This window comes from Ensifer adhaerens, from assembly GCF_000697965.2.
Taxonomy (GTDB): domain Bacteria; phylum Pseudomonadota; class Alphaproteobacteria; order Rhizobiales; family Rhizobiaceae; genus Ensifer; species Ensifer adhaerens.
The window spans coordinates 117,135-134,781 of record NZ_CP015882.1; the positions used below are offsets into that span (position 1 = coordinate 117,135).

Sequence of the window (17,647 nt, forward strand, 5' to 3'; positions counted from 1 at the left end):
CGCACAATAAATGAGTTGCTGGATATGGCGGAATGATCATGCCTCAGGTTCTGAAATCTTTAGAGCACAGCGGTCCCTTGGTGCTGTCCTATATGGATCGCTCGGGAAAGATCGCTGTGGAACGGGTCGCAACCGGCTTCGGCATGTCTAAGAGCCAGTTGGCCGAGACGGCGGGGCTAGCCCGCGAAACACTGTATAGAAGTGAACGTAGCCTGGGCGCGAAAACGCAGAGCCGTCTTCGGGAAATGCTGGAGATTATCAGTCGTGTCTCAGATTGGGCCGGTGGTAAGGAGCAGGCAATGGCTTGGTACCGGGCCCAACCTCTACCAGCTTTTGGCGGGCGTACGCCCGAGGCTCTCGTAAAAGACGGCAAGGCCGCGGCGGTGCGAGATTACCTCGATCATATGGCCCTAGGGGGCTTCGCTTGAGGTTTGTGGGCAATTGTTACCGTGCGCACGATCCACGCTGGGCTTTCAAACCGGTTTCAGGAGATGGCGCGGCTATAAGAGGCGCGCGGTTCAACCCAAAAGGCGTGCCAGCTCTCTATCTCGCCCTCAGTGTGATGACGGCGGTAAAGGAAGCCAATCAAGGGTTTGCCCATCGCATCGACCCCTGTGTACTTTGTTCCTACGATGTCGACTGTGATGACATTACGGATCTTGCTTCTGAAGTTGGTCGGGCCTCGAATTCCGTTTCGGTGGAGGAAATGGCCTGCAGTTGGGCCACCACGCTTTCCGAAGGAAGGAGACCCCCATCCTGGTCGATATACGATCGACTCAAGGCGAGGGGCACGGCAGGCATCATAGTACCCAGCTTTGCGCCCGGCGCCGAAGAGGGAGATCGAAATCTGGTGCTTTGGAACTGGGGCCCCAACCTGCCGCATAAAGTGCAGGTACACGACCCAAGTGGTCGGCTTCCGAAGGATCAACTGTCCTGGGATTAGGCGCATCGGCGCAATTTCAGGCCCTTTACGACTGCGTCTTGATCTTGCAGCCATATTACGCCCGCTCTACCGTGCTTACAGCAAAGGTAAGCAACCAAGATCCGGAATTTTGGTCCGGTGCGATAGACGCGACAGCTCGCATGCTTTTCGTTGACGCCGGAACCGTCTACTAATGTGAGCGTACCAGTATCATTCGAGCCCATCGGTCCGACACGACGATGATCAAAGGAGGATACTTTGGCAACCGGTACAGTAAAATGGTTCAACACAACAAAAGGCTTCGGTTTCATCCAGCCGGATGACGGAACTGCCGATGTGTTCGTCCACATTTCCGCGGTAGAGCGAGCTGGTCTACGCGGACTCAACGACGGCCAGAAGGTTACCTATGAGCTGGTGAAAGACCGCAAGTCCGGCAAGATGTCGGCGGACAACATCCAGGCCTGAGCGCATTGCGATTCTGCAGCTTACTGCATGCAGTGTTTGCTCTGCTCCAGCGGTGCCTCTTGGCCGGAACCCGCCGGTATGACCGGCGCTTTCAGGTGATCAGCCGGGCCGCGCGACCTTGTTTTCGCTCAAATCGGTCGGCGTATGGTCGATCTGGCAGACGTCGAGTGGGTGCGGTGCGTGGATATAGCCTGGTCGCGGTTTTAACCGCAGCAGGTGCTTTGGATTGGCCGACCGCTTTCTGGCGATCTCTTCAGGCGAAAACAGCCCCGGGATGCGCCGGGCAATGGTGACATAGGACGGCAGGGCAAGACCAGCCTCTTCACAGCGCGCACGGATTTCGGCGACACCACTCCCTGGGACATGATCCCGAACGCAGCACCGACGACCCTTTGTAAGTCCGCAATCCTTGATTTCAGTTATATCAGCTATAAGGTGGAGGCATTGCCCAAAGGGGATTACAGGCCAATGCTCCCAGAGAAGAAGGACCGTTCGCCTGTTGCGCTGGAACAGCGCGACGTCAGCGCCGACCAGCGCATGTTCTCACCTTCCGCTGCGCGAAATTCGGCGCCGATCCTCGCGGTCCTACAACGTGTCCTTCCAACACGTGGCACCGTGCTGGAGATTGGATGCGGGACCGGCGAGCACGCCGTGTGTTTTGCGGGGGCAATGCCAGACATCACCTGGCAGCCGAGCGATCCGGATGCCGGCGCCCGCGCCAGTACGTCTAGCTGGATCAAATTCTCAAGGCTGCAGAACGTGCTGGCACCGCGGGATATTGATGTGTGCTCAGGACAATGGATCGTCGAACAAACGGGGCATTTTGACGCCATCTTATCAATCAATATGATCCACATCGCGCCATGGACGGCAAGCTCAGGATTGTTCGAAGGAGCTGGCCGTTTGCTTCACGATGGTGGGCTTCTCCTTCTCTACGGTCCCTTTATGCGCGACGGCGTACACAACGCCCCCTCGAATGCTGCTTTCGACGCCGCTCTAAAGGAGCGCAACCCATCCTGGGGTGTGCGTGATATCGCTGACCTTGAACAAATGGGTGAGGCCGCTGGACTTGTTCTCCGCGAGACGATCGAGATGCCTGCCAACAACATGTTGCTGGTCTTCTGCAGAGGTACTGTCTCAACGACAAGCCGGCGCGAAAGAGAGATGTGACCATGCAGTAAGCTGCCGTCCGAGGTCGATGCTCGAACGTGCGCTATAGGCGAGAATGCGGCCGAAGGCGGAACGCGACAGGCGCACTGCGCGGGGTGTGATCTAACCGGAACCCGCGGGGATGGATACCGAGGTTGTGCTTTTGGAAGGAGAGACGAGAACGATGCCGACACCAGAGCAACCCAGCCTGATAGTTCGACAAAAATCCCCACAGAATACCGAGTTTCCATTTGCGTCGCTCTCCGATTTGCTGATCCCAACCGAGCTGTTCTTCGTGAGAAACCATTTCCCCTCGCCGGACCTCGATGCGCGAGACTGGAGATTGCGCGTTGACGGGGCGGTGGCGCGGCCGCTCGAACTTGACCTCGACAGCATCAAGGCGATGCGGAGCACGACCTTGACTGCCGTCGTCGAATGCGCCGGGAATGGCCGCGTCTACTATGTGCCACCGAAGGAGGGGTTGCAGTGGCAGAACGGAGCCGTCGGCAATGCTGCGTGGACAGGAGTTCTTCTCAGCGAGATATTGGAAATGGCGGGCGTTAAGCCTAACGCGCGTGAGGTCCTGCTTGTGGGCGCAGACAGCGGCGTCGTCGACACGAACAAAAAAACGGCTTCTCCTGGCCCCATCGCTTTTGCGCGCAGTCTACCGCTGGAGAAGGCCATGGCGCACAGCACGATCCTTGCCCATTCGATGAACGAGGAGCCGTTGACCCGCGATCACGGCTACCCGCTGCGCGCGGTTGTGGGTGGCTGGTTCGGCATGGCTTGGGTCAAGTGGATCACCCATATCACGGTTTTGGAACAACCATTCCTTGGCTACTGGCAAGCGCGTGAGTACTTCCGTTGGGAGCGCAACCTCGGGGAACCGAGCCTAGTCCCCCTCACGGAGATGGAGGTCAAAGCGCAGATCGCGCGACCCGTGCAGGGCGCGCGTCTCATCGCCGGCCAACCCTATCGAATTTTTGGAGCCGCCTGGGGCGGCGAGGCTGCTATCCGGCAGGTTCAGGTCTGCACCGAAGATGGTAGTGGCTGGCGCGAGGCAAGCCTCCTCGAGAAAGAACGTCCCTTAGCATGGCGCTTGTGGGAGTACATGTGGACCCCTGAAAAGGTGGGGCAATACAAACTGCGATGTCGCGCGATCGATGCGGCGGGGCGCGTGCAGCCCGACCAGCAGCGTTCCGACTTCGAGAGCTACGCGGCCAATTGGATCGTACCGGTGGAGGTTACGGTCGTTCCCGAGCCGCAGACCTATGAGGAGGAATTCGTGATCTAATCAACCGCATGGGGCGAAATGGCGGCGAGTGTCACCTGTTAGCGGTTGTTGATCCGCTCGAACACTCTGTCGAGCACTCGCGTCAGCGCTAGGGTTCCGCACCTTTCGTCGAAGTCCCGGAACACCTGTTCGTTGAGGCCGCTCTTGGTGGCAAACTCGCGGCTCATCTCGACGAAATCGACATCCTTGCCTTGCGTGCCGCTTCGGAACGACCGGCAAACAGGGGCACGAGATAGGCGCGGCCCTTTTCTTCCGGCAGGCCATTTTGGGCGAGCCATTCTGTCGTGCGTGCATGATGCCGAAATAGGCGGCCATCAAGGCGCTGGCTTTGGCGAGAAGGTCATATTCCACCTTGCTCTCCCATTCGACGGCGTTGCCGAGCACGTCGAAGATCGTCGCCGTCGCTTGGTCCCCAGGGAAGACGGCCGTGACGCCTTGGCCACGGGCAACGAAGGGCAGAGGGGTCGCTTGGGTCAGATGGACGCCTGCGACGAACTAGCGGTTTGTCGGCGAAGTCACAAGGACCCGCCGGCTGCGCTTGACAAAAGACCGTGGTTTAAACTATAGGGTAATCGATAACCCAACGGAGTTCAGGAGCATCGTGGCAATCTCGCTTTCTGACATTGCGGAGCGTGCAGGCGTCTCGGTGAAGACGGTCTCCGGCGCATTGCACGGCGGCTCCGCGCGCATGTCGGACGATACCCGCCAGAAGGTGAAGGCGATCGCGGAGGAACTGGGTTACGTGACCAATCTCGCCGCGCGCGGTGTGCGTCAGGGATGGCTACCGCTGGTCGGCGTCGTTTCTGATGGCCTCATCACTTCGCCGTTCGCCACCGAAATCGTGCGCGGGCTCGATGGTGCTGCGCGCAGTGCAGGCATGGCAGTGTTTGCCGTCAACCACAGCAGCGGACAGTCAATCGGCTCGGTGGTCGACGAGGTGCAGCAGTTCCGGCCGCGTGCCGTTGCCTATGCCGCCATGTACCACAAGGACGTCGATCTGCCGCCGGCACTCGCGGGCTCCGTCGGCGTGATGATCAATTGCCGCGAGGCCTCCGGGCGCGTCACGTCACTGGTCCCCGACGAAGAAGGTGGGGCGCGCGAGATCGTGCGTTACCTGCTCGCCTCTGGCCGCCGCCGCATCGCCTTCATCAACCTGCCGGGTATCCTTGCCGGGGCGCTACGAGAGAAGGGTTTTCGCGCAGCCCTTGAAGAGGCCGGCCTCGAACCGATTGGTGTGCTTCCGGCCGTGCGTCGCAGCGTTTATAGCGACCGCGCTCCGAGCCTCGTAGCGTCGCATGTCGAGACATTGCTGGCCGCCGGTCAGCGGCCGGACGCGATCCTGTGCGGCAACGACCGTGTCGCAATGGAAGTCTATGCGGCTCTAGCGCGCGCCGGCCTTAAAATCCCGGACGACATTGCGGTGGCCAGCTTCGACAACCAGGTCGAGCTCGCCTCGCGGCTGGATCCGCCGTTGACGACGATGGCCCTGCCGCACCGCGCGATGGGCCGCCTGGCCATGGAGATACTGCTCGCCGGGGAACCTCAGCCGCCGCATCTGCGCAAGCTGCCGTTTCATCTCGTGGAGCGGGCATCGGTCTGACAATCAGCATTTTCGTCGAACTGAATAGGAGGAGAAGATCAATGACAACTTATCTGGGTAATCGTTTACTTAGCGCGCTTTTCGCGTCTTCCGCACTCTTGTGGACCGCCGGTTTTGCAGAGGCAAAATCCGTCATCCATGTGATGCACCAGGGCGATCCGGGTTGGGTGAAGGCCTATGGCGACGTCGCCAAGCGCTTCGAGGAAGCCAATCCCGACATCGACGTCGAGATGATCTACGCGCCGCACGACGCCTATAACGAGAAGTTCAGCGCCGCCGTCATGGCAAAGCAGTTGCCCGACGTGATGGAACTCGACGCGCCGTTTCTCGCTAACTACGTCTGGTCGGGCTACCTGCAGCCCATCAAGCCACTCGTCGACAAGGATGTCCTCGACGACATGACCGGCTCGAACATCGCCCAGGGAACCTACCCGATCGACAAGGACCTCTATGCAATCGGTCTCACTGACTCCTCGGTCGTTCTCTACGGCAACAAAAAGTATCTCGAAGCCATCGGCGCACGCATTCCGAAATCCGTCGACGATGCCTGGACGCGCGAGGAATTCGAAGGCTATCTCGAAAAGCTCTCCAAACTCGAAGGCGTGAAGTGGCCGATCGACACGTTCCGCGGTTACGGGATCAAGACCGAGTGGATCACCTATGCCTACGGCCCGCTGCTCGAAAGTGCGGGCTGCGACCTGATCGATCGCAAGGCTTGGAAGGCGAGCGGCACGCTCGACAGCCAAGCCTGCGTCAAGGCGCTGACGATGATGCAGACCTGGGTGAAAAACGGCTGGGTTGTTCCGACCTCGTCCGGCACCAACCAGTTCTATGCAGAGGGGCAGCCGGCAGCGCTTGCCATGGGTGGGCACTGGTTCTACGCCGAAGCTGCCGCTGCGATGAAGGACAACATCGTCGTCATGCCGTTGCCGAAGATCGGCGAAAAGGGCGTCAGCCCGAACGGCACCTGGATCTGGGGCATCTCCGCGAGCTCCGAAAACCCTGAGGCCGCCGGAAAATTCCTGAGCTTCCTTCTGAAGGACAAGGACTATCGCGACTATGCAAAGACCCAGTCGGCCTATCCGGGCCTGAAGAGCTTTGCCGCAGAATCCCCGCTCTACGCTGAAGGCGGGCCGCTTGCCGTCGCCTTCGAGCAGGCCTCGAAAACCGCCGTCGCCCGTCCGCCCCACCCGGCCTATCCGACGATCACCTCGGCCTTCATGCAGGCGGTCGACAAGATCTTCAATGGCGGTGATGCGCAGGAGGCACTGACGGCTGCGGCCAAGAAGATCGATCAGGACATCGAGGACAACGCCGGCTACCCGCCCTTCGACGAGCAGCAATAGGGCGTATTTTGCAGGGCCGTCCCGCTGGCCGGCCCTGCGCTATTTCGGGAGGATGAGCGATGAGGAGGAGACCATGACCTTGCAACAGACGTCTACGGCCGCGCTGCCACGCCCCGCCAGGCGGCGCGACCGGCAGCGGTTCTGGCAGGAGGTCGCGATGATCGCACCGGCTGTGCTGCTGCTCGCCATCTTCCTGATCACGCCGTTTCTTCTATCCTTCTGGACGGCGATGACCAATCAGCCGCTGGTGCCGCGTCCCACGCCGGTGCGTTTCGTCGGCCTCCTGAATTTCCAGCGGGTCTTCACCGATCCGCTGTTCTGGACGTCGCTCTGGAATGTCACCCGCTTCACCGCTTGGGTGCTGCCGGTTCAGTGCGGTCTTGCCTTCCTGACGGCGCTGCTGCTGCACCAGAAGCTGCCGATGCAGAACCTTCTGCGCGGAATGTTCTTTCTGCCGGCGATTACATCCATGGTGGTCGTCTGCGTGATCTGGGGCACGTTGTTCCAGTATCCGAGCGGTCCGCTCAACCAGATCGTCGGTTTCTTGTCCGGCGGCATGATCCAGCCGATCGACTGGCTCGGCGACCCCGATTGGGCAATGTTCTCGATCGTGTTGCTCTCGGCCTGGCAGGCCTATGGCTTCCAGATGATCATTTACCTCGCCGGCCTGCAGGGCATTCCCGAGGAACTTTATGACGCGGCCCGCATCGACGGCGCGAGCGCGCTTCGCCGCTTCTGGCACGTCACCATGCCGGGCCTGCGTCCGACCCACGTCTTCGTGCTGGTCATCACTACGATCCAGGCCTTCAAGCTCTACACGCAGGTTGCGATCCTGACCCAGGGCGGACCGAAGGAAAGCACGGAGACCGTCGTGCACTACATGGTGCGTGCCGGCTTCGAGGAACAGAAGCTCGGATACGCATCCGCCGTCTCCGTCATTCTCTTCGTCATCGTTCTTCTGATCGCGCTTCTCCAGCGCAAACTCCTGAGGCGCTTCGATGTCTGATCTCGTGCTCAGCCAGCCAGCCCCGCTGGCGATCCCCCGCGGCAACAGCAAGACGGGCCTGCGTGTCGTCCAGACCGTCTGCATCTTCATCATCGCTCTGGTGATGATTTCGCCGCTCTTCATGCTGCTGATCGCCAGCCTCAAGGATGACCGTTTCCGCATCCTTGCGGACATGGGCAGCTTCCGCGCCTTCTGGGTCAGCGATCCGACCCTGTCGAACTACCGCGAGATCGCCAATTTCTCCGGCGAACTTGCCTATGGTCGCTACCTCGTCAACTCGCTGGTGATCCTCGTCGTCACCGTCGTGTCCGGGCTGATCATCAATTCCATGGCGGGCTTCGTTCTCGCCTGGGGGTCGCTTCGCGGCAAGGCGATCCTGCTTGCCCTCGTGGTCGCGCTCTACGTCATCCCGCAGGAAAGCATCATCATGCCGCTCGTCGTGATGATGTCGCGGGTGGGCCTGACGGATACGTTTGCCGTGCAGATCCTGCCCTGGGTGGCAAGCCCGCTCTATGTCTTCCTGTTCTACCAGTTCTTCGCCCAGCTACCGAAGGAACTCTACGAAGCTGCGGAGATGGATGGAGCGTCGGCGTTTCGCATCTACCGGTCGATCTACATGCCGCTCAGCCTGCCGGCGCTTGCGACGGTCTCGATCCTGATGGGGATCGAGAGCTGGAACCAGTATCTGTGGCCGACGCTGGTCACCCAGACCGACTATGCCCGGCCGATCTCCGTCGCTATCGCCACCTTCTTCGGACAGGACAGCATTTACTGGGACCGCGCCATGGCCGCGTCCGTGCTGATGATGATCCCTGTCCTCATCCTTTACCTCGCCTTCCAGCGCTGGTTCGTAAGTTCGTTCGTCGGCTCCGCCGTGAAAGGTTGATTATGACTTCGCAGACAAAACCCGCGAGCCCCGTGCTTGAAATCGTCGAGGCCGAACTCCCGGCCGGGACCGTGCTGCATCTCTGGCTGAAGGCGCGCAAAATTGGCGACGAGGCAATACTGTCCGTCACCTTAGACCGCAGTGAGATTGCCGGTCCGTCCACGCGCCGCGCCGGGGAGTTCGAATTCTTCGCGGTGACGCTCGGGACGACTGGCCGCACGGTGCTTGCCTATGATGCGGAAACAACTGCGCTCTCCGTCGCCTATGCGTTCCACCCGCAGACGGTGCTGGAGGAGGGGATCCGCGTCCTCCATCACGACGTCCGCACGGCGCCGCCTGAGGTTCCCGGCAGCTACCATTTCCGACCGCCCTTCGGCTGGATGAACGACCCGAACGGCTTCGGCCGGTTCAAGGGTCTCGGCCATCTCTTCTACCAGCACTATCCGCATGGCTTGCGTTGGAACACCATGCACTGGGGCCATGCGGTCTCGAAGGATTTGATCCGCTGGACGCACCTGCCGATGTTCCTGTTTCCGGCGGACCACCTGTCGGAAAAGGACGATGGCCGTGGCGGCGCCTTTTCCGGCTCGGCCGTCCCCGTCTCCGGGCCGGACGGGGACGACATCCGGGTCTTCTACACCGAACACGTTCGCGACCGGGAGCCGGAGGAGCAGATCCAGCTCTCGGCCGTCAGCCGAGACGGCATCGTTGCCGGCCCGTCCGAGGTGATCCTGCCTATCCGTCCGGAGGGTCTGAACCTCACGACTGATTTCCGCGATCCCTATGTGTTCAAGGGCCCGGACGGCCGCTGGAAGATGCTGCTTGGCAGTCGCGACCGATCGGGCGGTGTCGTCCTGCTTTACGAGACGGCGGATCTGCAGGGTGCCACGGGCTGGACCTTCCTCGACATCATCTATCGCGAGGACGGTTTCGGCATGACCGCAGCGGAGTGCCCTTGCATGCTGCCGGTCGGCGGCATGGCGGATGATCCGGAGACCCGCTGGGCGCTGATCTTTGGCCTGCTCACAAGCCGTGACCCGGCCACCGGCCGGCGCAACCTCACATCCGTCACCGTCGGCCGCTTCGACGGCCGGTCGTTCACGGCCGAATTCGAACAGGAACTGGATTTCGGCTCCGACGCCTACGCCTTCCAGGCCTTCGTCGACGGCGAGGAACCGGTCGGCATCGCCTGGCTTGCCAACTGGACAGACTTTTCCAAGAAGGACGATTTCCCGACGGCGATGACCTTGCCGCGTCGCGTGCTTCTCGATGGGGGTGCCGTGTTGACGCCGCCGGTCGCGGCAGTCGAAAACCTGCGCCACAGGCTGCTCGATGAAACAGCCCTTGCTGCGGGCGAAACGGTTCCACTCGAAAGCGGTGCGGTCGAGATCGTGCTTGCACTGCCCGAGGCCGGCGCGGCTTTCGAGCTCGTCCTCGATCACCCGGATGTCGCGCTTGGCGTCAGGCTCGATGACGAGGGCCTTGCAATCCTCTTCGATGCCGGTACCGGCAAGCCGCCACCGCGATATCTGGCGTCAGGCGCCAGACCTTCGCAGCTGCGCATCTTCCTCGATGCGGGCTCGATCGAGGTCTTTGCCGACAACGGCCGCTGGACAGGCACCAAGCGCATTCCGGGATTTGCCGCCGCGCGATCGGCAAGGCTGACCGGCGCCGTCACGGGCGCGAAAATCTGGCAACTCAAGCTTTGAGGGAGGAAGAAAAATGGCATCGGTAGCGATCGACCGCGTTCTGAAACAGTATGGCGCAGCCTCAGTCATCCACGGCGTTTCCGTGGACATTGAGGATGGAGAATTCGTCACGCTCGTCGGACCGTCCGGCTGCGGCAAGTCCACGCTCCTGCGCATGCTTGCGGGGCTCGAGGACATCAGCGGCGGCGAAATCCGCATCGATGGGCGCGTCGTCAACGACGTCGCACCCAAGGAGCGCGACATCGCCATGGTGTTCCAGAGCTACGCACTCTATCCGCACATGACGGTCAAGGAGAACATGGGCTTCTCCCTGAAGCTCCAGGGTCGAGACAAGGCGACGATCGATAAGCTGGTGAAGGAGGCCGCCGGAATTCTCGCGCTTGAGCCGCTGCTCGACCGTCTGCCCAAGCAGCTCTCCGGCGGCCAGCGCCAGCGTGTCGCCATGGGCCGCGCCATCGTTCGTCACCCCAAGGTGTTCCTCTTCGACGAGCCGCTGTCCAATCTCGATGCTAAGCTGCGCGTGACCATGCGCAGCGAGATCAAGGAATTGCACCAGCGGCTCGGCACGACCATCGTCTACGTTACCCACGACCAGATCGAAGCCATGACCATGGCCGACAAGATCGTCGTCATGCGCGCCGGCCGCGTGGAGCAGATCGGCAAGCCGCTCGACCTCTACGATCGCCCGGGCAATACCTTTGTCGCCACCTTCATCGGCTCGCCGTCGATGAACCTCTTTGAGGGCAACGTCGGTGATGGCGGCTTTTTCATTGACGGCGGTGTTTCCCTGCCGCTGCCGGCGTCGCTGGGTCACGGTGAAGCACGCACCTACGGCATCCGCCCGGAAGATCTGGAGATAGCCGAAACCGGCATACCGGCAACCGTGCTGACGGTCGAGCCAACCGGCGCCGAAACCCACCTTCTGGTGCGCGTCGGCACGCACACGGCGGGGGTCGTGCTGCATCGACGCGTGGACCTGAAGCCTGAGGAGCAGATTTATCTCTCGCCGAAGAACCAGAAGATCCATCTGTTCTGCGCCGAAGGAGCCCGGGTCAACTGATCCTTTGACCCCCAATTGAGCGTCGACAAACCGTGATTGCTTCGCGTCAGTCTATGCCGCTTCGAGCTTCTTCGCGCAGCGAAGCAGCATGCCGTAGAGGTCACGCGGTTCGTCGGGATCAGCGAGGAGGTCGAGTTCTGTGAACATGGCACCCCCCGGCATCAATCGGCCAATCGGCAGGTCGCTGGTAACTCGAACGGCAACTACGTAGAGCGTCGCGCCCCGTTCGTCGAGGCGAACTATGTCGGCAACACTTCGGTTGCCTTTGGCTTGAGTGGAGGGAAGCTCACCCTTGCGCCTCGGACTTTCGCGCCGCGCGCGTCCAAATTCGTCGTCAGCTTTCGACCGCAAGAGCCGGCTGACCGGGATCGCTGGCGGGCGGCGGCACCGACAAATCGGCAATCGGCAGGAGTCTTTACCTAACACGCCTTTTGCCGACTAACAGATGCCATCCGGCTGCGGATCGCTTGCTCTGTGAGAAATGCTAGGGATGTTCGATTGGGCTTCGAAAGATAAGATGGGCTCCTGCCTACCAACGCGCCCGAACGCCACTCGTCGAAGAAAGGCCCAGGTATAGGCCGATGCAAAATCCGATAAGCGCGGCCGTACTGACGATTGTCGTTGCTGTTCCGGGATTCTCCCGCGCGGCCTCTATTGCGCCCTGTCCTTGCTGTCGGACCGTCTGGGCTGCGTTCCTAGCTATTCCAGAGGCGCCTTCAGCCGCAGAATTGATCCCCTCACTCACAGCTTGCTTCACCTCCGCGATCTGCGATCGCAATTCGGCGATTTGATCTTCAATCGATTGCTGGTTCACACCAATCATCTTCCACCTCATGGTTTGTGAACGCAAAACCGTTGAGCTGCGACAATGTTCCAGCAAAGGGGAGTGGGGTCGCCGCCTGTTTCTGACTCTCTGCTGAAGTGCGCCAACGCACAGTATTCCTCCCGCGTTTGCGCAACGCGCATCTTCCGGTTTTGTGCATTTTGGATCGCATAACGTATTGACGGGAACTGAGCCTCCCATGAGCAGCTTCATCAGGTCGGCAAGTTCGGCGCAATCAGCGTCAACGTTGGGAAATAGGTGCGATAACGGCCGACGTCGCGTGTGAGCAGCGAATATCCGCTAACCGCTGCGTGCGCACCCATGAAGAAATCAGGGAGCACCCCTGTCCGCGTTCCGCCTGCTTTGCGATATCGTGTGAAAACCTTGCTTGCCAGAAAGAGGGCCTCACGCGGTACCGCCGCCAGCTTCAACCCCGCTTGATCAAGCAAGCCGTCAACGCCTTCGATCCGATCGTAGCGGACGGCGAGTTCGGCGTAGACGATGTCGTTGATCCAGATTGCTCCCCCCGAGGCTTGCAGCTTCCAGCTGCGCTATCGACCAATCGGCCCAAGTTGGATCATCGGTAACGACGTCGAGAAGGACGTGTCTACGAGTATCACGGTTCGCCACGCGTAAGCGCCATGATCGCGTCAGTGTCGGGGCCCTTGCCCGCATGCCCTCGTAGTTTCGCGAAGCGGCTGGGCGGCTGCTTTTTCGCAGCATGGACGAGGACAACGCTTCCATCTGAAGTGCGTCGGAAGTCTATCTTGCTTCCAGGCACGATACCCAAGAGATCGCGCACAGGCTTGGGAATAGTAATTTGTCCCTTGGATGTAACTGTCGTCGTCATGGCCGGACCCGTGTAGGGAATGATTCATCCAAGGTATTACTTTTTGTGCCGCGGTTTTCAAGGAATTGGGTAGTAAGTTCGATTCCCTTCAAGGCGCTCAATTGGCCTCTATCAGGCTGCTTGGCGACTGACGCCTAGCGTTCCCCGGTTTGACCGTCGACAAACCGGGGAACGTGATTACTTCGCGGCAGTCTATGCCGCTTCGAGTTTCTTCTCACACCGCAGAAGCATGCCGTAGAGGTCACGTGGCTCGTCGGGATCAGCGAGGAGGTCGAGTTCTGTGAACATACCGTGTTCGGCAATCTGGTCCCGGACGTAGCGGAGGGCGGAGAAGTCCTCGATCGCAAAACCGACACTGTCGAAGAGCGTGATCTGATCCGGGCTCTTGCGGCCCTCTGTCTCGCCGGTCATGACCTGCCAGAGTTCGATGACGGGGTGCTCAGCCGGTAGCTGCTGGATTTCGCCTTCGATGCGTGTCTGCGGCGGATATTCGACGAAGATGTCCGAGCGCAGCAGAATGTCCTTGCTGAGTTCGGTCTTGCCGGGGCAGTCACCGCCCACCGCGTTGATGTGGACACCGGGGCCGACATGGTTGTCCGATAGGATCGTCGCGTACTGCTTGTCGGCGGTGACCGTGGTGATGATGTCTGCGCCTTCGACCGCCTCTTCGACCGAGGTGCATTCTTCAATGGTGAAGCCGAGGCCTGCGAGGTTGCGTGCGCATTTCCGGGTGGCGGAGGCGTCGATATCGTAGAGGCGAAGCTTGTCGATGCCGAGCAGCGACTTGAAGGCGCGAGCCTGGAATTCGCTCTGCGCACCATTGCCGATGATGGCCATGGTCCGGGCATTCGGCCGGGCGAGGTACTTCGCCGCGACCGCGGACGTTGCCGCAGTGCGTAGCGCGGTCAGGATCGTCATTTCGGTGAGCAGCATCGGGTAGCCGTTGCCGACATCCGAGAGCACGCCGAAGGCCGTCACGGTCTGGCGGCCATCGCGCGTGTTCTTCGGGTGACCATTGACGTATTTGAAGCCGTAAAGCGTTCCGTCGCTGGTGGGCATCAGCTCGATGACGCCTTCCTGCGAATGGGAAGCGACGCGCGGGGTCTTGTCGAAGACCGGCCAGCGGCGGAAGTCCTCCTCGATCGTGGCCGCCAGGTCCGTCAGGAACCGGTCGATGCCGACCTTCAGAACCAGTTTCATCATGTGGTCGACGCTTACGAACGGAACCACGTTCAGTTTCGGATCAGTATTCATTTTCCCTCCAACCAAAGAACAATCGAAATCAGCCAGTAACAGTCGGGCGATCCATCACCCGCTTGCCCATCAGGCTGGCGACGAGATCGACGAGCAGCCGTGCGGTCTTGCCGCGCTCGTCGAGGAACGGATTGAGCTCGACAATGTCGAGGCTGGTCACCAGCCCGCTGTCATGCAGCATTTCCATGATCAGGTGCGCCTCGCGGAAAGTTGCTCCTCCCGGTACCGTGGTGCCGACGGCCGGCGCGATGTCCGGCTCGAGGAAGTCGACATCGAAGCTGACGTGCAGGAGGCCGTTTGCGGCCCGGACCCGTTCGATGAAATTGCGGACGAGGACGGCCACGCCATGCTCATCGATTACGCGCATGTCGTGCACCGTGATGCCGGTGGTGCGAATGGCGGCCTTTTCGGCGGCGTCAACGCTGCGGATACCGATCATGCAGACGTTTTGTGTGGCAACGGGATGGGCAAGCGCAGGGAAGAAGCCATCGAAACCGGTCTGGCCGGTATAGTAAGCGACGGGCGTGCCGTGCAGGTTGCCGCTGACCGTCGTTTCGAGAGTATGGAAGTCGGTATGGGCGTCCAGCCAGAGCACGAACAGCGGCCGCCCGAGTTCGGCGGCTCGGCGTGCGAGACCGGGAACGGTGCCCGCGGAGATGGCATGGTCGCCGCCGAGGAAAATGGGCATGCCCGCCTTGCTGTGTTCGTAGGCAGCAGCAGACAGCGCTTCGACCCAGGCGACCGTTTCGCCGAGGTGATGGACGGCCTTGTTCGGATGGGGCATCTCGTCGAACGCCCGCGGGCTGAGATTGCCATTGTCCTTGACCGAATGGCCCAGTTCTTCCAGTGCCGTGCGAAGGCCAGCGATGCGCAGGGCGCTCGGCCCCATCTCGCAGCCAAGCTGCCCTGCCCCGATTTGCAGGGGCGCGCCGATGAGCGTGCAGTCCATAGTGTACTCCCGTTTGTTTTCATGATTATAAAAGTCACCGATGGCGGATCGAACATTGAATTTTGGCATATCGAGATGCTAGTTTGACCAAATTGATAAGAACGGAATCCAAATCGGCATGGATGCTCTCGACCAGAAGATCGTGATGCTGTTGCGCGGCAATGGGCGTCGAAGTGTCTCGGACCTCGCGCTGGAAACGGGCGCCTCGCGGGCGACTGTGCGGGCGCGCATCGAGCGGATGGAGCTGGACGGCACCATCCTCGGCTACACGGTGATGCTGCGTGCCGATGCGCTTGAAGATGTCGTTCGTGGGGTGATGATGGTTGAGATCGAGGGCCATGTGACCGATCGGGTGATCCGCACGCTCGGCGGCTTTCCTGAAATCTCGCAGATTCACACGACGAACGGCCGGTGGGATTTGCTGGTGGAACTCAGCGCATCGAGCCTGGCCAACTTCGATGCCGTGCTGCGCAAGATTCGTCTCGTGCCCGGCATTATGGGCAGCGAGACGAGCCTTCTTTTGTCCACGCCGCGGTCGACGAGGGCGAAGCTCTAACCTGACGAGCGTCGACCTAGAAACTCACGTCGACGGGTGTCGCTGCGGCTGGCGCCGCCGTTTTCCTGCAATGGGTTGGCGCACCGGCGGCACAAGCGCCGGCGACAATCATCGAGCGCTTTCGGGCCTTGAGGATTGCGACGGCTTTGTCGATAGCCATCCGGTCGCGGCCGGGCCCCGGCCGACGAATGATCGGCCGGGGTAACGATGACGTCGAGCGGGGCTCGACAAGGACGGGCGCGGACGCACGGAATGGTGCAATGCCTTCGATCAGTGCAGGATCTGGCTGAGGAAGAGCTTGGTGCGCTCGTGCTGCGGATTGTCGAAGAACTCGGCCGGCGAGTTCTGCTCGACGATCTGGCCCTGGTCCATGAAGATCACGCGGTTGGCAACCTGACGGGCGAAGCCCATTTCGTGGGTTACGCACAGCATGGTCATGCCTTCTTCGGCGAGCGACACCATGGTGTCGAGCACTTCCTTGACCATTTCCGGGTCGAGCGCCGAGGTCGGCTCATCGAAGAGCAGGATCTTCGGCTTCATGCACAGCGAGCGGGCGATCGCCACGCGCTGCTGCTGACCACCGGAGAGCTGGCCCGGATACTTGTTCGCCTGCTCGGGGATCTTGACGCGCTTCAGGAAGTGCATCGCCAGTTCCTCGGCCTGCTTCTTCGGCATCTTGCGCACCCATATCGGCGCAAGCGTGCAGTTTTCGAGGATCGTCAGGTGCGGGAAGAGGTTGAAGTGCTGGAACACCATGCCGACTTCGCGGCGCACTTCATCGATCTTCTTCAGGTCGTTGGTGAGCTCGATGCCGTCGACGACGATCTTGCCCTTCTGGTGCTCTTCGAGCCGATTGATGCAGCGGATCATCGTCGACTTGCCGGAGCCCGACGGGCCGGCAATGACGATGCGTTCACCCTGCTGAACATCTAGATCGATGTCCTTCAAGACGTGGAAAGCGCCGTACCACTTGTTCATGCCGGCGATCTTGACTGCTGACTTTGACATTTTTTCTCCTCCAGAAGTGTGCATTGGCTGCGCCGCGCGGAAGACGTTCTCCGCTTGCAGTTCTCGTGACTGTCGATCGTGTTGGTTATCGGCCTGGGATGGCGAACCTTGTTTCGAGCCCCTTGAAGACCCGACCGAAGGCGGCGCCGATCAAGAGATAGATGGCACCCGCGATCAGGAACGTTTCGAATGGTGCATAGGTCTTGGCGACGAATACGCGGGCTGCACCGGTCATTTCCATGACCGTGACCGCGCTGGCGAGGGTCGACCCCTTCATGACGAGGATCAGTTCGTTGCCGATGCTTGGCAACACGGCGCGGTAGATCTGCGGCAGGACGACCTTGATCAACAGGACGTATTTTGCCAACCCGAGGGCTTTCCCGGCTTCCCACTGCCCTTTGGGCACCTGCCGGATTGCACCGGCCAGGACCTCAGCCGAATAGGCGGCCGAGTTGAGGGCGATCGTCAGGACGGCGCAGTAGACCGGGCTGCGGAGGATGGGCCAGAGGATGCTTTCACGAACGGCCTCGAGCTGTCCTAGGCCGTAGTAGACAATGAATAGCTGCACGAGAAGCGGGCTGCCACGGATGACGAATGTGTAGGCAGACGCCGGAAGCCGCAAGCACCTTGAGGGAGAGGACAGAGCCAGGGCGACCGGCAGCGCGAGCACCTGTCCCACGAGGAAGCTCGCCAGGGTGATGATCAGTGTCAGAACGAAGCCGTTCTTGATGGTGATGAAAGCGGGAAGAAAGAGATCCAATGACATGGGA

18 protein-coding genes and 2 pseudogenes are annotated in these 17,647 nt (G+C 60.8%); 12 read left to right on the forward strand and 8 right to left on the reverse strand.

Features of this window, described 5'->3' with window-relative positions; all coding sequences use genetic code 11:
* The first annotated feature begins 38 nt into the window (after nucleotides 1–38).
* The 3 genes from FA04_RS28045 to FA04_RS28055 all read left to right on the forward strand — a co-directional run bounded on the left by FA04_RS28045 (nucleotide 39) and on the right by FA04_RS28055 (nucleotide 1,387).
* Nucleotides 39–428, forward strand: a complete 390-nt coding sequence (locus FA04_RS28045) for an antitoxin Xre/MbcA/ParS toxin-binding domain-containing protein (protein WP_029742583.1) — start codon at nucleotides 39–41, stop codon at nucleotides 426–428.
* The gene (locus tag FA04_RS34560; protein WP_082584653.1) at nucleotides 425–943 is read left to right on the forward strand and encodes an RES family NAD+ phosphorylase; all 519 of its coding nucleotides are present in this window, start codon (nucleotides 425–427) and stop codon (nucleotides 941–943) included. Before FA04_RS28045 ends, FA04_RS34560 begins: the two co-directional genes overlap by 4 nt.
* 237 nt (nucleotides 944–1,180) lie before the next feature.
* Entirely contained in the window at nucleotides 1,181–1,387 is a 207-nt protein-coding gene (locus FA04_RS28055) for a cold-shock protein (protein WP_034800688.1), read from the forward strand.
* Between the two features lie 126 nt (nucleotides 1,388–1,513).
* On the opposite strand, the pseudogene FA04_RS36020 reads toward FA04_RS28055, so the two are convergent.
* Nucleotides 1,514–1,735, reverse strand: a pseudogene (locus FA04_RS36020) (Mu transposase C-terminal domain-containing protein); the annotation flags it as partial.
* A 120-nt stretch (nucleotides 1,736–1,855) separates the two neighbouring features.
* On the opposite strand from FA04_RS36020, the gene FA04_RS28060 reads away from it, so the two are divergent.
* Together FA04_RS28060 and FA04_RS28065 are read left to right on the forward strand one after the other, a co-directional pair.
* On the forward strand, nucleotides 1,856–2,557 hold the full coding sequence (locus FA04_RS28060) for a DUF938 domain-containing protein (protein ID WP_051659562.1): 702 nt from the start codon (nucleotides 1,856–1,858) through the stop codon (nucleotides 2,555–2,557).
* A gap of 121 nt (nucleotides 2,558–2,678) precedes the next feature.
* Nucleotides 2,679–3,830, forward strand: a complete 1,152-nt coding sequence (locus FA04_RS28065; RefSeq protein ID WP_051659560.1) for a sulfite oxidase — start codon at nucleotides 2,679–2,681, stop codon at nucleotides 3,828–3,830.
* Nucleotides 3,831–3,868: 38 nt separating this feature from the next.
* On the opposite strand, the gene FA04_RS36440 is transcribed toward FA04_RS28065, so the two are convergent.
* Nucleotides 3,869–3,997 carry a hypothetical protein gene (locus tag FA04_RS36440; protein ID WP_257785214.1) on the reverse strand — a complete coding sequence of 43 codons (129 nt, stop codon included), beginning with the start codon at nucleotides 3,995–3,997 and terminating at the stop codon, nucleotides 3,869–3,871.
* 434 nt (nucleotides 3,998–4,431) lie between these two features.
* On the opposite strand from FA04_RS36440, the gene FA04_RS28075 reads away from it, so the two are divergent.
* From FA04_RS28075 to FA04_RS28100, 6 genes are all read left to right on the forward strand, one after another.
* Nucleotides 4,432–5,430, forward strand: coding sequence for a LacI family DNA-binding transcriptional regulator (locus tag FA04_RS28075; protein WP_034800689.1), 999 nt, complete (start codon nucleotides 4,432–4,434; stop codon nucleotides 5,428–5,430).
* Between the two features lie 41 nt (nucleotides 5,431–5,471).
* Entirely contained in the window at nucleotides 5,472–6,776 is a 1,305-nt protein-coding gene (locus FA04_RS28080; RefSeq protein ID WP_029742589.1) for an ABC transporter substrate-binding protein, read from the forward strand.
* A gap of 73 nt (nucleotides 6,777–6,849) precedes the next feature.
* On the forward strand, nucleotides 6,850–7,782 hold the full coding sequence (locus FA04_RS28085) for a carbohydrate ABC transporter permease (protein ID WP_034800690.1): 933 nt from the start codon (nucleotides 6,850–6,852) through the stop codon (nucleotides 7,780–7,782).
* A complete protein-coding gene (locus FA04_RS28090) occupies nucleotides 7,775–8,668 on the forward strand; it encodes a carbohydrate ABC transporter permease (RefSeq protein ID WP_034800691.1) in 894 nt (297 codons plus the stop codon). The genes FA04_RS28085 and FA04_RS28090 overlap by 8 nt, the downstream gene beginning before the upstream one ends.
* A 2-nt stretch (nucleotides 8,669–8,670) precedes the next feature.
* A complete protein-coding gene (locus FA04_RS28095) occupies nucleotides 8,671–10,377 on the forward strand; it encodes a GH32 C-terminal domain-containing protein (protein ID WP_034800692.1) in 1,707 nt (568 codons plus the stop codon).
* A 13-nt stretch (nucleotides 10,378–10,390) separates the two neighbouring features.
* Nucleotides 10,391–11,437 (forward strand): ABC transporter ATP-binding protein, encoded by a 1,047-nt coding sequence (locus tag FA04_RS28100; protein WP_034800693.1) that lies wholly within the window; start codon nucleotides 10,391–10,393, stop codon nucleotides 11,435–11,437.
* Nucleotides 11,438–12,472: 1,035 nt separating this feature from the next.
* Here the strand turns inward: FA04_RS28100 and FA04_RS28110 are convergent.
* The 4 genes and pseudogenes from FA04_RS28110 to rocF form a co-directional block, all read right to left on the reverse strand.
* Nucleotides 12,473–12,890, reverse strand: a pseudogene (locus tag FA04_RS28110) (type II toxin-antitoxin system VapC family toxin).
* Entirely contained in the window at nucleotides 12,877–13,110 is a 234-nt protein-coding gene (locus tag FA04_RS34570) for an AbrB/MazE/SpoVT family DNA-binding domain-containing protein (RefSeq protein WP_082936598.1), read from the reverse strand. Before FA04_RS34570 ends, FA04_RS28110 begins: the two are co-directional and overlap by 14 nt.
* A 192-nt stretch (nucleotides 13,111–13,302) precedes the next feature.
* Nucleotides 13,303–14,364 (reverse strand): ornithine cyclodeaminase, encoded by a 1,062-nt coding sequence (locus FA04_RS28115; protein WP_034800695.1) that lies wholly within the window; start codon nucleotides 14,362–14,364, stop codon nucleotides 13,303–13,305.
* Between the two features lie 28 nt (nucleotides 14,365–14,392).
* Nucleotides 14,393–15,313, reverse strand: a complete 921-nt coding sequence (gene rocF / locus FA04_RS28120; protein ID WP_034800696.1) for an arginase — start codon at nucleotides 15,311–15,313, stop codon at nucleotides 14,393–14,395.
* Between the two features lie 118 nt (nucleotides 15,314–15,431).
* Here rocF and FA04_RS28125 point away from each other — a divergent pair, with 118 nt between their 5' ends.
* On the forward strand, nucleotides 15,432–15,869 hold the full coding sequence (locus tag FA04_RS28125; protein WP_034800698.1) for an Lrp/AsnC family transcriptional regulator: 438 nt from the start codon (nucleotides 15,432–15,434) through the stop codon (nucleotides 15,867–15,869).
* Nucleotides 15,870–16,139: 270 nt separating this feature from the next.
* Here FA04_RS28125 and FA04_RS28130 read toward each other — a convergent pair whose 3' ends face one another.
* Both FA04_RS28130 and FA04_RS28135 read right to left on the reverse strand, forming a co-directional pair.
* Complete coding sequence (locus tag FA04_RS28130; protein ID WP_064817053.1) at nucleotides 16,140–16,901, reverse strand: amino acid ABC transporter ATP-binding protein; 762 nt, start codon at nucleotides 16,899–16,901, stop codon at nucleotides 16,140–16,142.
* Between the two features lie 61 nt (nucleotides 16,902–16,962).
* Nucleotides 16,963–17,643 (reverse strand): ABC transporter permease, encoded by a 681-nt coding sequence (locus tag FA04_RS28135; RefSeq protein WP_034803203.1) that lies wholly within the window; start codon nucleotides 17,641–17,643, stop codon nucleotides 16,963–16,965.
* Between the last annotated feature and the right edge of the window lie 4 nt (nucleotides 17,644–17,647).